At 62.7% G+C, this 14367-nt stretch carries 12 protein-coding genes and 1 tRNA gene; 4 read left to right on the top strand and 9 right to left on the bottom strand.

Annotation, left to right across the window (positions count from 1 at the left end):
* The 3 genes from QZY07_RS04920 to QZY07_RS04910 all read right to left on the bottom strand — a co-directional run.
* On the bottom strand, positions 1–270 hold a 270-nt coding region (locus QZY07_RS04920), incomplete at its 3' end, for a TCP-1/cpn60 chaperonin family protein (RefSeq protein WP_295400269.1).
* A gap of 74 nt (positions 271–344) precedes the next feature.
* Complete coding sequence (gene groES / locus QZY07_RS04915; protein ID WP_201095795.1) at positions 345–635, bottom strand: co-chaperone GroES; 291 nt, start codon at positions 633–635, stop codon at positions 345–347.
* 278 nt (positions 636–913) lie between these two features.
* Complete coding sequence (locus QZY07_RS04910; protein ID WP_295400266.1) at positions 914–2767, bottom strand: SufS family cysteine desulfurase; 1854 nt, start codon at positions 2765–2767, stop codon at positions 914–916.
* A gap of 185 nt (positions 2768–2952) precedes the next feature.
* Between QZY07_RS04910 and QZY07_RS04905 the strand changes: the two genes are divergently transcribed.
* Complete coding sequence (locus tag QZY07_RS04905; protein ID WP_295400264.1) at positions 2953–3300, top strand: hypothetical protein; 348 nt, start codon at positions 2953–2955, stop codon at positions 3298–3300.
* Positions 3301–3465: 165 nt separating this feature from the next.
* Here QZY07_RS04905 and QZY07_RS04900 read toward each other — a convergent pair.
* The 3 genes from QZY07_RS04900 to uvrC all read right to left on the bottom strand — a co-directional run bounded on the left by QZY07_RS04900 (position 3466) and on the right by uvrC (position 6003).
* A tRNA-Gly gene (locus tag QZY07_RS04900) sits at positions 3466–3540 on the bottom strand.
* Between the two features lie 54 nt (positions 3541–3594).
* Positions 3595–4176, bottom strand: coding sequence for a CDP-diacylglycerol--glycerol-3-phosphate 3-phosphatidyltransferase (gene pgsA, locus QZY07_RS04895; RefSeq protein WP_295400262.1), 582 nt, complete (start codon positions 4174–4176; stop codon positions 3595–3597).
* Between the two features lie 3 nt (positions 4177–4179).
* Positions 4180–6003 carry an excinuclease ABC subunit UvrC gene (gene uvrC, locus QZY07_RS04890; RefSeq protein WP_295400260.1) on the bottom strand — a complete coding sequence of 608 codons (1824 nt, stop codon included), beginning with the start codon at positions 6001–6003 and terminating at the stop codon, positions 4180–4182.
* 256 nt (positions 6004–6259) lie between these two features.
* On the opposite strand from uvrC, the gene murJ reads away from it, so the two are divergent.
* Positions 6260–7789 carry a murein biosynthesis integral membrane protein MurJ gene (gene murJ / locus QZY07_RS04885; RefSeq protein ID WP_295400258.1) on the top strand — a complete coding sequence of 510 codons (1530 nt, stop codon included), beginning with the start codon at positions 6260–6262 and terminating at the stop codon, positions 7787–7789.
* Positions 7790–7831: 42 nt separating this feature from the next.
* On the opposite strand, the gene QZY07_RS04880 is transcribed toward murJ, so the two are convergent.
* Positions 7832–12340, bottom strand: a complete 4509-nt coding sequence (locus QZY07_RS04880) for a hypothetical protein (RefSeq protein ID WP_295400257.1) — start codon at positions 12338–12340, stop codon at positions 7832–7834.
* 146 nt (positions 12341–12486) lie between these two features.
* Between QZY07_RS04880 and QZY07_RS27300 the strand changes: the two genes are divergently transcribed.
* Entirely contained in the window at positions 12487–12825 is a 339-nt protein-coding gene (locus QZY07_RS27300) for a DUF6883 domain-containing protein (RefSeq protein WP_363183743.1), read from the top strand.
* A 19-nt stretch (positions 12826–12844) separates the two neighbouring features.
* Entirely contained in the window at positions 12845–13063 is a 219-nt protein-coding gene (locus QZY07_RS04875; protein WP_295400255.1) for a DUF4926 domain-containing protein, read from the top strand.
* Between the two features lie 14 nt (positions 13064–13077).
* On the opposite strand, the gene QZY07_RS04870 is transcribed toward QZY07_RS04875, so the two are convergent.
* Both QZY07_RS04870 and QZY07_RS04865 read right to left on the bottom strand, forming a co-directional pair.
* Positions 13078–13965, bottom strand: a complete 888-nt coding sequence (locus tag QZY07_RS04870; protein WP_295400253.1) for a hypothetical protein — start codon at positions 13963–13965, stop codon at positions 13078–13080.
* A 71-nt stretch (positions 13966–14036) separates the two neighbouring features.
* The coding region (locus QZY07_RS04865) for a DUF4351 domain-containing protein (protein WP_295400252.1) at positions 14037–14367 on the bottom strand (331 nt) is incomplete at its 5' end.

Here is a 14367-nt window from a genome sequence, read left to right as displayed (position 1 = left end):
GGTGGTGCCGTCGCCGGCGATATCGGAGGTGTGCGAGGCCACTTCCTTGACCATCTGCGCGCCCATGTTCTCGAACTTGTCCTTCAGCTCGATTTCCTTGGCGACGGAGACGCCGTCCTTGGTCACGGTCGGCGCGCCAAAGGACTTTTCCAGCACGACATTGCGACCCTTGGGGCCCAGCGTCACCTTGACGGCATTGGCAAGGATATTGACACCTTCCATCATGCGGGCACGGGCATCACCGCCAAACTTTACGTCTTTTGCGCTCATTCTTTACCTTCCTCGAATTTATTTTTTGCTTGAAGTACTGGGATCGCGGAGCGGACAGGGACAACGGAGGCGGCTCAGCCCTCGACGACGCCCATGATGTCTTCCTCGCGCATCACCAGGAAATCGGTGCCGTCGAGCTTGACCTCGGTGCCGGAATACTTGCCGAAGAGCACGCGGTCGCCGACCTTGACGTCCAGCGGACGGACTTCGCCATTCTCCAGAATCTTGCCATTGCCCACGGCGATGATTTCGCCCTGGATCGGCTTTTCGGTGGCGGAATCCGGGATCACGATGCCGCCGGCAGTCGTGCGCTCCTCTTCCATGCGACGGACAACGACGCGGTCATGCAAGGGACGGATGTTCATGAAGGATCTCCTGGTGCGGTTGAGAAGGTTGATCAGTGCCACGATCCGGGCTGAAAAAGCACGGTTGTTAGCACTCACTTGGAACGAGTGCTAATGGTAGAGACTAATCGTCGGGTGTCAAGAGTTGCGTGGGGGGCGATGACGGAATCTGGCGGTGCGGTGGGGGTGCGACGGACCCGATCCTGCCTCGAATGGCAGCGTCGACGAGGGACCGCGGCCCTGCGCTCGCCGCCAGCCGACACCTCAGTTTCCGCCGTCAACGATGATGCGTTGCGTCGTCAGGCGATCGATGCGTCCGGACTTGCCACGGATTGACGCGCCAGCTTGCGCAGACGCTGCACCATCGCGGCCAAGCCATTGCGCCGGGACATGCTCAGGTGTTGATCGAGTCCAATCCGAGCGAAGAAGGCATCCGTGTCGAACGCCAGGATCGCGGACGCATGCTGCCCCGAATAGAGTTGCTGAAGCAACGCGATCAGGCCGCGCACCAGATTGGCGTCGCTGTCGGCCAGAAACTCGATGATGTCGTCCGATCCCGGCCTGACCCGCGCGGCAATGTGCACCGTGCTTTGACAACCCTGAACGGAATTGGCCGCAGTCTTGAGCGCCTCGGGCATGGGTGGCAGTTTGTCGCCCAGGTCGATGACGTACTGGTGGCGCATCGGCCAATCGGGCAGGAAGGCGAAGACCTCCGCGATGTCGTCGGCGGCGGCCTGGGGCGACGCAGCGACGGCGGCGGGATAGCTCGCCTCCTCGGCGTCCATCGCTGGCGCTGGCGCGGCGGACGGCGGCGCGAAACCAGACTTGACGCCGGTCTCAAGATTCGCCACGGTCGCGCGGGTTTTCTGTCGGGCGCGATCGACGATGTCGGCCACCGCTCCGGCAAGCCGATCGATATCTTCCAGCGTGTTGTAGACGCCCAGCGAGGCACGCGCGGTCGAGGAGATCCCGAGCCGATCCATCAACGGCTGACAGCAATGGTGCCCGGTGCGGATACAGATGCCCCGCAGATCCAACTGCGCGCCGACATCGAGCGTGGCGATCGGCGGATCGACCAGCACCCAGGACACCACCCCGCTTTTGCGCCGCGCCGTGCCCTTGATTTCCAGCCCCGGAATGGCGGACAGGCGCTCGGTCGCGTGACGCAGCAGGATCTGTTCGTGCGCGCCGATGCGCGCAAGCCCGATCGACTCGACCCAGGCAATCGCCGCCGCCAGACCGACCGCGCCGGAAATATTCGGGGTACCCGCCTCGTATTTGCTCGGCAGCGGTGCATAGGTGGTCTCCTTGAAGGTCACCCGTTCGATCATATCGCCGCCACCCTGGTAGGGCGGCATGGCATCGAGCAGATGGCGCTTGCCGTAGAGCACGCCGATCCCGGTCGGTCCGTAGAGCTTGTGCCCGGAGAAGACATAGAAATCGGCATCGAGCGACTGCACGTCGGTCACGCCATGCGCGACCCACTGCGCCCCATCGATCAGCACCAGGGCGCCCGCCGCATGCGCGTCGGCGATGATCTCGCGGACCGGATTGACGGTTCCAAGCGCATTGGAAACCTGATTGACCGCGACCAGCCGAGTGCGCGGCGAGAGCAGACGGCGATACGCGTCGAGCAGGATCTCGCCGGCGTCATTGATGGGGATGACCTTGATCCGGGCGCCGGTCGCCCGCGCCACCATCTGCCAGGGCACGATGTTGGAGTGATGCTCCAGGGTCGAGAGCAGAATCTCGTCGCCGGGTTGAAGATTGGCCGAGCCCCAGGCGGAGGCCACCAGATTGATGGACTCGGTCGCCCCGCGGGTAAAGAGACACTCGGCCGGCTCGGCGGCACTCAGAAAACGGGCCACGGTCAGACGCGCGTCTTCATACATCCGCGTCGCGGTTTGCGAAAGTTGATAGACGCCACGATGGATATTGGCATGGTGCTGTCGATGATAGTCGCTGACGGCCGCGATCACCGACTCCGGCTGCTGCGTACTGGCCGCGCTATCCAGGTACACCAGCGGTCGGCCATTGACCTTGGTGCCGAGAATCGGAAACCGGGCGCGCACCGCATAGGCATCCAGCACTGAGGAGGCTGCTCCGACAGGCAGGCGCGTCGACTCTTCGAGAGCGATAGGTAAAGATTTCATGGTCAACTAATTCTTTGCGAAGGAGCGAAAATTCAAGGATCCGCGCGATTTTCGGTTTTGCCTTGCGGCGGTGAGCCGAGAGAGGAAGAATCAAGACAACGGTCGAGCCGTTATTCCGGACGCTGAAAGCGCCAGTTCGCCCATTTTCACGGTCAACCACTTGGAGGCTGTCCGCCCGATCCAGCATGAACGATAACACCCAACCGACTCCGCTGACCGACCTGCGCCGACGCGTCTCCAGTGCGCGCGCGCTCATTCTAAACGTTCTGACCGAGTTGATCGGTCCAGTCGAACTGCGTTATGACTTTTATCGCGAATGGAACGGTTGCTGGAGGGTTCGGGTTGACCTGAGTCAACCCGTTCGCGGTCGGATCGAATTCACCCTGCTGGACACGCCTGGCGGCGGCATGCTGGCACTGCCGCGACCGTTGCCGGAACGCTGGCGAATCGAGACCGGCATCCTCGCGAGTGACGGGACTCGCTGGAGCCTGGATCAGGCTGGAGCCTTGGTGGCATTTCCACCGGAGAAGTGAGCGATGGAGAGCGCAAACGGGACGCAGGCGGTAAAATGAGGCGCGCGGGTTTCAGGAAACCATTTTCCAACATGCCCGCGCATCGCAAGGTCCGACGCTCGCGCGCCCGAACCAATGCGCAAAAACAAAAACAGCGGTCAAATGACCGCTGTTTTTGTTTGCAACTGGAGCGGGAAACGAGGCTCGAACTCGCGACCCCAACCTTGGCAAGGTTGTGCTCTACCACTGAGCTATTCCCGCTTACGAGCCAGCAATTTTAATGTCTTTAAGAACTCTGTCAAGCCTTTCTTGCGATCAACATTGTTCTCCGCTACCCGTGACCGCCTTACCCGACAGACTCGGCCATGCGGCGACCAGATAGACCGCCATCGACCACAGCGTGAGCATCGCCGCGATATAGACGAGCACGACACCCAGGGGATACAGCCAGGGACCGAACACCGAGTCGCGCAGTATCAGCAGCGCGATCGAGATCATCTGCGCCGTGGTCTTGATCTTGCCGAGCATGGAAACCGCCACCGCCGCGCGCGCGCCGACCTCCGCCATCCATTCGCGCAGCGCCGAGACCGTGATTTCGCGACCGATGATCACCATGACGGGTAGCGCCAGCAGGATCCGCGGATCGGCCTGGAGCAGCACCACCAGGGCCACGGCGACCATGAGCTTGTCGGCGACTGGATCCAGGAAGGCGCCAAGCGGCGAGGTTTGGGACCAGCGTCGCGCCAGATAGCCGTCGAGCCAGTCGGTCAGCGCGGCGGCGCCGAACACGCAGGCGGCGGCATAGGGCGCCCAGGGGGCGTCGATATAGAACACCGCGACAAACACCGGAATCAGCAGGATCCGCAGCATCGTCAGGAGGTTCGGTAAATTCCACATTGCTCAATATCCCGAGACTTCTTGATGAAAGGCATCGTAAATCTGTTGCGCCAATTGCCGGCTGATGCCATCCACCCCGGCGATATCCTCGACCCGCGCGCGCGCCAGGCCGCGCAGGCCGCCAAACTGCTTCAGGAGTTCCTGCCGACGCTTGGGGCCGACGCCTCGAATGCCTTCCAGCGACGACGTGACCCGCGCCTTGGCGCGACGCTGCCGATGGCCGGTGATCGCAAAACGATGGGCTTCGTCACGAATCTGCTCGATCAGATGCATGGCTGGCGAATGGCTCGGCAGTATAACGGGCACCTCCTGACCCAACAACCAGAGCTGTTCGGTTCCGGGGCGTCGATCAGGCCCTTTCGAAACGCCCACCAGCCGCACGCCAGCGACACCAACCTCGCGCAATGCCGTGTCCACGGCACTGAGCTGGCCGCGTCCGCCATCGATGAAGAGCAGGTCGGGGAGCGGATACTCGCCATCCTTGATGCGGGTATAACGGCGGGTCAGGGCTTGCGACAATGCGGCATAGTCGTCGCCGGGCGTGATGCCCTCGATATTGAAACGCCGATAATCGGACTTGCGCGGCCCTTCCCCATCGAACACCACGCAGGACGCGACGGTGCGCTCGCCCTGGGTATGGCTGATGTCGAAACACTCCATCCGAGCCGGCAACGACGCCAGCGCCAGCGCCTCGTGCAATGCCGCCAGCCGACGCGCGTATCCGGCCCGGGAGCCCAGTCGCGACTTGAGCGCGACCTCGGCATTGCCGCGCGCCATCTCCAGCCAGCGCGCGCGCTCGGTCCGCACCTTCGACCTGATCTGGACCCGGTGCCCGGCGCGCTCGGAGAAGACCTGTTCGAGCAATTCGCGATCGTCGGGCTCGATATTGACGATGAGTTCCGGCGGGACATTTTTGTCGGTGTAAAACTGTGCCAGGAAGCAGGACATGACGGTGGCCATCTCCGTCTCCTCCGGCGCCTGCGGAAAAAATCCCCGGTTGCCGAGATTGCGTCCGCCGCGGATGAAAAAGACCTGAACGCAGTACAGACCGCCCTCCAGGACGCCGGCGACGATGTCCAGATCGCCGCCTTCCCCGTGCACGTACTGGCGCTGCTGGATCTGACGCAGGGTCGCGACCCGGTCGCGCAGAACGGCCGCGCGCTCGAACTCCAGCGCGGCGGAGGCGCGTTCCATCGCGCCGACCAGATCGCTCACGACCTCGTCGGCACGGCCTTCGAGAAACTTGATCGTGCTCGTCACATCCTGGGCATACTCGACCGCGTCGATCAGTCCCACGCAGGGACCGCCACAGCGTTTGATCTGATACTGGAGACAGGGCCGCGAACGATGGCGAAACACACTGTCCTCGCACTGGCGGACTGGAAACAGCTTCTGGAGCAGTTGCAGGGTCTCGCGCACCGCCCAGGCACTGGGATAGGGACCGAAGAAACGCCCCGCCCCCTTGCGCGACCCGCGATAGAACGCAAGTCGCGGAAACTCGTCCTGAGTGGTGAGGTGGATATAGGGATAACTCTTGTCGTCGCGCAGCAGCACATTGAAACGCGGCTGAAGCGCCTTGATGAGATTGCTTTCCAGCAGCAACGCCTCGGCCTCGGTGCGGGTCACCGTCACCTCGATGTCGACGATCAGGCTCACCATGCGCTGGATGCGCCGCGTCAGCGCTCGGCCAAAATAGCTACCGACCCGTCGTTTCAGGTTTTTGGCCTTGCCGACATAGAGCGCCGTCCCGTCGACATCCAGCATACGGTACACGCCGGGGTTTTCGGGAATCCCCTTGAGCAGATGACGCGGGTCTGACTCGCACATGGCTAGGCTCGCCTGATGATCTCGATGAAGCGGACTATGCCAGACCCGACGCGCCAGCCGCGATCAGCGGTGAAGGATGCAGCGCCGCGACCCCGCCTTTAAGCCTGGCACGGCAGGACCGCTCCAGGTCGCCCGGACAAACCGCGTCGTTTTCGCGCCATGCCTGGCGCTCGCCGCCGGGCAGAGGATAATGCGCTCGCCAAACTGCTCCCGGTGCAGTGGAGAAACGGTCAATCAATTCTTGCGGAGCCTCATCGTGGCATCATTTTCAACCTCTCTCGCCACGGTCGGCGGCAACACGATCCTCTCGCGTATCCTCGGCTTTGCCCGCGACCTGATCGTGGCGCGCCTGTTCGGCGCGGACGCGGGCACCGACGCCTTCTTTGTCGCCTTCAAGATCCCGAATTTCATGCGCCGACTGTTTGCCGAGGGAGCCTTTTCCATGGCCTTCGTGCCCATCCTGAACGAGCATCGGGAGCAACGCGGCTTCCCGGCGCTCAAGGGTTTCGTCGACGACATCGCGGGCACGCTCGGCGCCGCCCTGCTGCTGATCACCGCGCTTGGGGTGCTCGGCGCGCCAGCGTTGGTTCTGATCTTCGCTCCCGGCTTCGCGGATGACGCATCCCAATGGGAACTCGCCACCACCATGCTGCGACTGACGTTTCCTTATCTGCTGTTCATCTCCTTGACCGCCTTTGCCGGTGGCATCCTGAACACCTACGATCGTTTCGGTGTCCCCGCCTTCACGCCGGCGCTACTGAACCTGTCGCTGATTGGCTGCGCGATCTGGTTAGCGCCACACCTGGAACGTCCCATCATGGCACTGGCCTGGGGCGTTTTTCTCGCCGGCATGATTCAGTTCGCCTTTCAACTTCCTTTCCTGGCTCAACTCAATCTTGTGCCACGTCCCCGCTTCAACGGCCACAACCCCGACATCAGACGCGTCCTCAGGCGGATGGGATCGGCCTTGTTCGGCGTTTCGGTGGCCCAGATCAGCCTCCTGATGGATACCCTGCTGGCCTCATTCCTGACGACCGGCAGTATTTCCTGGCTCTATTATTCGGATCGACTGATGGAATTTCCCCTGGGGATTCTCGCGGTCACGCTCGGCACCGTCATCTTGCCGCGATTATCCAGACGCCATATCGCGAACGACCCGGAATCCTTCTCCCATACTCTGGACTGGGCGTTGCGCTGGCTCCTGCTGCTCGGCGTCCCCTCGGCGATCGGGCTGCTGGTGCTGGCCGGCCCATTGATGGCGACGCTATTCCAGTCGAACGAATTTAGCGCCGACGACGTGGCGATGGCGAGCCATAGTCTGATGGCCTACTCGCTCGGACTCGTCGGTTTCATGGGCATCAAGATTCTGGCGCCCGGTTACTATGCGCGCCAGGAGATGAAAACCCCGGTTCGAATCGCCGCCGTCGCCTTGCTGATCGGCCTTGGCTGCAGTCTGATCCTCATGCTTCCGCTTGGGCATAGCGGTCTTGCGTTAGGCACCGCCATCGCCGCAACGATCAACGCCGGCTTACTCCTGCGCGGCCTTCTGAAACAAGGCATCCTGATCCCGCAAGCCGGTTGGCCAACCTTCCTGGCCAGAATTTTTGCCGCCAACCTGATCATGGGAGTTCTGGTTTTTCTCGGCACCGGCAGCACCGCGGACTGGATGACGATGACAACGAGCGGGCGCGCCTGGCACCTGCTGATGTGGATTGCGCTTGGCGCCTCGGTCTATCTCGGGGCACTGCTCGCGTTCGGGCTTCGACCGAGAGCGCTTGTCAGGTGAAGCGCGGCGGCGTCAGGACTTCGTCCGTGCAATGGCGTGGGATCAAACAGCTTCAACTCTCACATCAGTCTCCGCGAACCGAGCCGCCAGCAGTTCGAACAACTGACGCTGCCGCTCCAGCGCCAGCCGCTCGATTCGCGCCACGATGTCATCCATGCTCATCTGATCGAGGTGTGCCGTCAACGCCACGCGCACGGACTCGACGATGCTTTTCTCCGCCGGCAGCAACCCATCCGGTGGGCCGCGGAGTCCCTTCAACAGGTCTTCCGTGGCATGCCGGTCGAGCTGTTCCACGGGGCCAAGCGAGAGGAATCGCTGCTGCCAGGCGATCACCCGCGCGCGACGTGCCTGCTCGGCGTGCTCGGCCAGCCGCTGACTGACCGCGACTAAAAGCAGTTCGATCCGGGCGCGGTCATCGGCCGCCAGAGACGCGGGCGCGTTCTTCAGCTCCTGTTCCAGCATGACACAACCTTCCGCTCCCAATTCCGCAACTTGGTTGTCGCTCATCATTTTTAGCCTGACCCATTCCGCCGACCGCCGCCGCGCCACGGTCAGACGCGCCTCGACCAGCCCCGGATAGAGCGCCGCCATCGCCCAGGCCGGTTCAATGTCGCGGTCGGCCAAAAAGGTCTCCAGCGCCGCCAACTGCTGGGCGGACTGCTGTCTCAGCAAGGTCTCCAGACGTTCCACGCCCACCTCGCCGGACTCCCAGTCGGCCACATCCGCAAGCACGCGCTCCAACTGAACCACCATCTCGTCCACCCCGCCCTCGTCGGGGGTTCCCAGGAAGATATGACGCAACCGGTTGGCCTTGAGCAAGGCATCCTTCAGCGCCTCCTCCGAGTCCAGCGCGACATCATAAAGTTCGCCAAGCCGCGCGCGCTGGCGTTGCAGCGCCGCCCGCAACTGTTGCAGCCGCGGCTTGATTGCGTCGACGCGCGCCTGAATCTCCTGATCCGTCAGCACGCCTTGCGCGGCTTGAACCCCTTCGATCAGCCGCTCCCCTTTCTCGATGTCATCGCGGAGATCGCGCACCGGCGTGGACTCGGATGGCTCGGGCTGACGTGGATAATCGTCGCTCTCGGCCAGCGTCAGGGCGAAACGCTGGCGTTTTTCGACCTGGAGAATCGCGCGCTGAGACTGCTGTTCCAGCGCCCGCGCCTCCGAATCGAATCCCAGATCCTTCAGGCTGCTCATCGCCTTCTCGATCCGATGGCGGAAACTGCCCACATCGATGGCGTTGTGACAGCTCTGGCGCGGAATCCAACCCCCGATCGATTCAGACACCATTTGGCGCAGCGGGATCAACAGCCGGTTGCACGCCTCGACCGCGCTGTCAGACCAATGCAACCCATCGCTGACCTCCTGTTGCCGGCGTAACAACAGGGTCGACAACCGCAGCAGTTCGCCAGGATTATTCTGTCGCTCCGCACGTTCAAGACCATTTTCCCATTCGTCCAATTGGGCGCGGAACTGGCGCAATTTGAGCGCCGACGCCTCGGACTTGTCGCGCAGATATTTAAAATTGCCGTCCAACTCGGCCGGCAACGGATCGACCTGATTCATCGTCCCCGCTTCCTTGCCGAGCGCGACCTTGCGTTCGTAGTTCTGCTCCGCCTCCCAGCGCTCCAGCAGATCGCGCCAACGACCCGCGCTATCCTCGGACAAAAACCGCAGCGTCGTTGTTTCGAGCAGCCCCTGCTCCAGATGATGACGGCCATGCTTCGCGGAAAAGGCGTCGTTGACCCAATCGGACGCGGCGACCATCTCGCCCTGCCGCACGATGCGTCGCGGCGGATGCTGACCGTCCAGCAATAACCCCAACAGCAAACCGGCCGAAGCGGCGTTCATCCCATAGGGCGGGGCGATCAAGGCCCGATACGAGGTCCAGAGCGTGCGCTTGGGATCCTCGGCATGACACGTCTGGAGCCAATCCAGCATCGCCTTGAGTTCGGGATGACCCGGCGCGGTCAACTTGCCGCTGGACGCCAGCACGCGCCAACTGTCCACCAGAATCGACCGCACCCGATTCTGCAACCGCTTGGGCTGCGCCTGCACCCAGGGACCGTCGACCTGACGCGCGATCAGGCTGCGCGTGATTTGCGCCGCGTCGGCGGGACCGCCACCCGCCGCGGTCGCGAAGCCATCGAAGGGAAAAGGCGTGACCTTGGGATAGACCCGCGCAAAGATCGCGTCTCCGACGTTTTTCAAGCGGCCGTCCGGAATCACCTCGCACCCGGCGATCCAGAACCGGCGCTCCCGAATCATCCCCGCCAGCGCCTCCTTCAGCGCCAGACGGCTGCGCTCGCGCTCTTCGGGCACGAAGCGGCGAAAGCGCTCCTGCTCCTCGGCGGCAAGCGGTTCAGTAAAAATGTAGATCCGCCCCAGATGCTCGGCGACTACGCCCAGGCCGTCCGCGAGGCCGATCACCCACAGCGGAAGGGCCGCCTGACCGACACGCCGGGTCTCCTCGCGCAGACAGCGCTCGATCGTCGCGTCCACCGCCGCCAGATCGTCGTCCGCCTGGAGATAAAGATAGATCACCCGTCCTTTGGCATCCTTCGGCAGAGTCGCCCTCTCCCACTCCTGAACCGCCGTCTTGATGACGTTCTCGACCGTGTGGCCCGACGCCCAGCGCGCCTCAAAAAACCATTCGGTCGTCGCGATATCATGGAGATGACCGAAATCCGTCGGGATGTCGACCAGTTCGCCATCCTTGGCCGCATTGCGGACAAAGAGATCGCGCACCGCCTCGGGTGTCAGTGCGGATTGACGTTGCCGCAGCCATTGCTGAAACTGCCCGCGCGTGGTGGCATCGGCGATCAGCTCGTATTGGCCCAGGTCGCGATTCCATTCGAGCGCGCCTAAATCCTGGCTCAGTTCACGCACCGCGCCCTGCAAGACCCCCGATTCCAGGGCGGCGGCCTCGCAGAGCAGATCATCCATCGCCACCTGAGTCTGCTTGCCGACGCCCATCTTTTGCAGGATCGCAACGCCGGCCAGCACCAGCGTTCGCGGACGGGTCAGATGGCCCTGAAATTTCTCCAGCAGGAGTTGCAGCGTCTCCGCCACCACACCGCCGGTTTCGCGTTCCGCCGCGAGCATCTCCGGCAGCATGTTGTCCAGCAACAGCTCGGCCGCGCTGACCTGGCGCAGACTCGTACCGGAGAGAACCGTTTCAGCGCTGACCCGCTCGATCACGTCCTTGATGATGGTCAGCGCCGAGCGCGACTGCACCACATCGCTCTGGCGGGTCAGAAACCAGGTTGCCAGCGGATGCAGCGGCCAACAGCCCTGAGCGATGACACGGGCGAATTTCTCCGGTTCGTTCCAGACCGGAAACCGCTCGAATCCCGGCAAACCGCGCGACATCCGCTGCCAGGTGATGCGTTGCGCCTCGTCCGCCCGCGACTGGCTCCAGACCTCGGCGAGACGCGTCTCGTCCTTGCCGATCAAGTGCGCGAAGAGCGTTTCCAGATTGGTCGAGAGATACGCCTTTTCGGCGGTATCGAAGCGAGTGATGTAACGCTTTAGCTGGCGCAGATCCGCGCTACTGAAGCGAGTCAGATAGATCTTCAGCGCGTACTGAATAAACCCGATGAAGCGGACCTTGCCGCTGTTGTCCTGCACGCCCTGAAAGATCTGCTGCAGGGCCAGATCGCCGGCCAGTTGCGGTTTGTCCGCCGCGTATTCCAGATAGCGCCCGAACTCGTCGAACAGGATGACGACGCTCGCAAAGGCGCCGTCCGGCCCGCAATAGACCTCGCACAGCGTATTGATCAGATCCTGCGCCGACTCCTGCCCGGTGACCGGAATCGGCGAACCGTTCGCGTCGGTGTAGATGGCATCGACCGCGCTATACAGCGTCTCGTCCTGATTGCGCAGACCCGCGCCGATGGTCTCGGCGTCCAGCCCTGGCAGATGCCGCGCGAAGGTCTCGGCGCGGAACGCGAAATTACGCTGCACGAACTGCTCGGCGGTCTGGAAGCGCGGCGACAGCGCGCGAATCGCGCCCGCGTCCACGCCATAGCGATCCAGTTGCGCAAAGACCGCCTGACTTAGCGCATCGCCCAGATGGAAGCCGGACATGCCATCGAGACAAAGCACCAGCACTGGCTTGCCAAGCCGCGCGAGCCGCTCCTCCACCGCCTGCCCGATGGCCGCGTCCGCCTGGGCGATCCGTGCCACGATGTCCGCGGCGACAGGCCCTTGCGGAGCGCCCAGCAACACCGCGCCGGTCGTCGCGAGATGCGACTTGCCCGCGCCATAGCCGGCGACCACGAGCAGATAGGCGTTGTGCTCCGCGCCAGCCAGACCGGACAGGATCGAATCGAGCAGATCGGCGACAAAGCTCGCGCTATCCTTGAGTCGATAGTGGCGGTCAACCCCTTCCTGATCCGCCTCGCCCGCGCCGTGATAGCGTGGTCCATGAAAGACGAATGACCGCGCGACCTCCTCGGCCCGCGCCGCGCGTTCCCGCACCCAACGCAGTTGCACCGCGCCTTCGAAAAAATGCTCGGAATGAAACTGGACCAACTCTCCGATGTTCATCAGACGTCTTCCTGAGTGATCGATCATGGAAACAGGTGCGCGGTTTCTGGCCCGGCATTCAATGTTTGACGAAAATCGCCTAGAGATGTGCCCATCTTGGATGGATAGCCCCCATACTGCATCGGTGTTGGAACATCACGATCGAGTTGTCCTTGTATCTACCCCATCCTGAACGAGCCGTCGTCGATCTCGAAAAAATCCGCGACTATTGTCTAAACTTTTCACATTCGCTCGGACGGCATAAAGCTCGCGTGTTCGTATCCGCGCTCGGGATCACCTCATCCAAGGCCGCCTGGCTGAGAGCGTTGTTCCTCCAAGCGGCTCGCGACAGGGAAGCCAACCCCGGAGCGGTCGACCTTTACGGCCAGCGGTACTCGATCGATATCGCCATTGATGGACCGGGTGGCTCCGCAACGGTCAGAACGACCTGGATCGTCCGCACCAGCGAGGATTTCGCGCGTTTGACGAGTTGTTATGTCCTTTAGAGCCACTAATGAGACCCTAATGAAACACACGATCCAATTATTGGATGTTGTCGCCCTCACGGTTGATCTGCCGCAACAGGGGTTACGCATTGGCCAAGTAGGAACCGTGGTTGAAATCCTCGCTGACGGCGTGTTCGAGATCGAATTCCTGAGCGAAGATGGCGCGACCGAAGTCATGGCCGCCGTACCAGCGGGAAATCTGCTCGTCCTCCAATACACATCCTCCAAAGTGGCCTGACATCCCCGTCCACTTCAAACCAATTCGCGATAAAGCGCATTCACCACCTCCCCCGTCTCCTTCAACCGCAGCAGCACCGGATCGCCCGTATAGCGATCGAGCTGCACCAGCCCCCGGTCGACCATCCACTCCAGCCAGCGCATCGCCTGAGCATCGCTCCAGCCCAGCACCGCGAGCAAACGGGTCTCGCGCGCGAATTCCTGGAAGATCAATTGCCGGTCGCCGCCAAATTGCTCGTCCCACACGAGAAAAAGATAGGCGGCATAGGCCGGGAAAAAGCCCGTCTCGACCGGAGCCGTCGCGCGCGTCAGCAGGGGTTCCGACGCCGTCCCCTCCAGCGTGAGCGCGCCGATCGCCGCGAAGCTGCTGTCTTCCAGATACATCCGCGGCGCCAGCGTCGACAGCGGTTTGAGATAGCCCTTCTCGCCATGCCGGGCGATGAGGAAATCGAGATACTCCGAGTAGGTGAAGCGTTGCCCGAGCCGAAACCGACCCTCGGCAAAGAGCGCGAACCAGGCATCGGCCACGCCCACCGCCGGCAGCGTGCGGCCGCACCGTCGCGACAGCAGCAGATGCAGCATCCAGAGACTCACCGGCTCGCTGAGAAAGGGATCCTCCCGCCGCACCACCTGCCCCAACAGGGTCGGATTCAAGCGCCAGACCCCATCGGTTTTCGCGGCCTGGATCAGCCCCATGCCCTGGGCATAGCGGATCATCGGCTCGACCTTGCCCGTGCTCTTGCCGGTCGGAATGCCGGTCGCGGCACCGATCGCCTCCTTATCGCCACGCCCATCGGCGGCGGCGAAGGCCATCAACCGCCCCAGCAAGCGCCGGTCAGGGAGAAAGGTTTGCGGAAAATTCAACGGCAGCGGATCGCCGTCGAGTCCGCTGGCGCTGGTCACGTCAGGGCGCCGCCGGCTGTCCCCGGCCTGAGCGTCGGGGGACAAACCTGGGGGCACCGCTGGCTGGCGTGTCAATGCAGCACCTCGTCGAGGGTTTTGGCATCCAGGATGCGCTCGGACCAATTGAGCAGGGTGTCGGGATCGCTCGCGCGGATGCGTTCGCGCGTCGCCTCGTCGGGCGGTCCGAAACGGCGTTCGATTAGCCGGAGCAAGAGATTCGCCGCGCCGCGCTGTTCGCCGCGCTGTTCGCCAATTTGGATTCCCTTTTCAATCCCAAAACGTTCCACCGAAGTAATGTAGGGCATATGTTTTGTCCTCTCCAATTGCTCAAGTTCGTTCCACAGCGTGCGTTGCAGCTCATCGGGCAGCGCCATCATCCAATCGATCACGCTGAACAGGTCG

Origin of the sequence: uncultured Thiocystis sp. (assembly GCF_903866365.1) — a bacterium.
Classification (GTDB): Bacteria; Pseudomonadota; Gammaproteobacteria; order Chromatiales; family Chromatiaceae; genus Chromatium.
The sequence above is the reverse complement of the archived record's forward strand: the minus strand, read 5'-3'. Positions and strand labels throughout refer to the sequence as shown.

What these genes read in the sequence shown, in the direction of transcription:
- QZY07_RS04880 (WP_295400257.1), bottom strand. Translation starts at nt 12,340, where the DNA reads ATGAACATCGGAGAGTTGGTCCAGTTTCATTCCGAGCATTTTTTCGAA.
- uvrC (WP_295400260.1), bottom strand. Translation starts at nt 6,003, where the DNA reads ATGTGCGAGTCAGACCCGCGTCATCTGCTCAAGGGGATTCCCGAAAAC.
- QZY07_RS04875 (WP_295400255.1), top strand. Translation starts at nt 12,845, where the DNA reads ATGAAACACACGATCCAATTATTGGATGTTGTCGCCCTCACGGTTGAT.
- QZY07_RS04910 (WP_295400266.1), bottom strand. Translation starts at nt 2,767, where the DNA reads ATGAAATCTTTACCTATCGCTCTCGAAGAGTCGACGCGCCTGCCTGTC.
- QZY07_RS04905 (WP_295400264.1), top strand. Translation starts at nt 2,953, where the DNA reads ATGAACGATAACACCCAACCGACTCCGCTGACCGACCTGCGCCGACGC.
- pgsA (WP_295400262.1), bottom strand. Translation starts at nt 4,176, where the DNA reads ATGTGGAATTTACCGAACCTCCTGACGATGCTGCGGATCCTGCTGATT.
- groES (WP_201095795.1), bottom strand. Translation starts at nt 635, where the DNA reads ATGAACATCCGTCCCTTGCATGACCGCGTCGTTGTCCGTCGCATGGAA.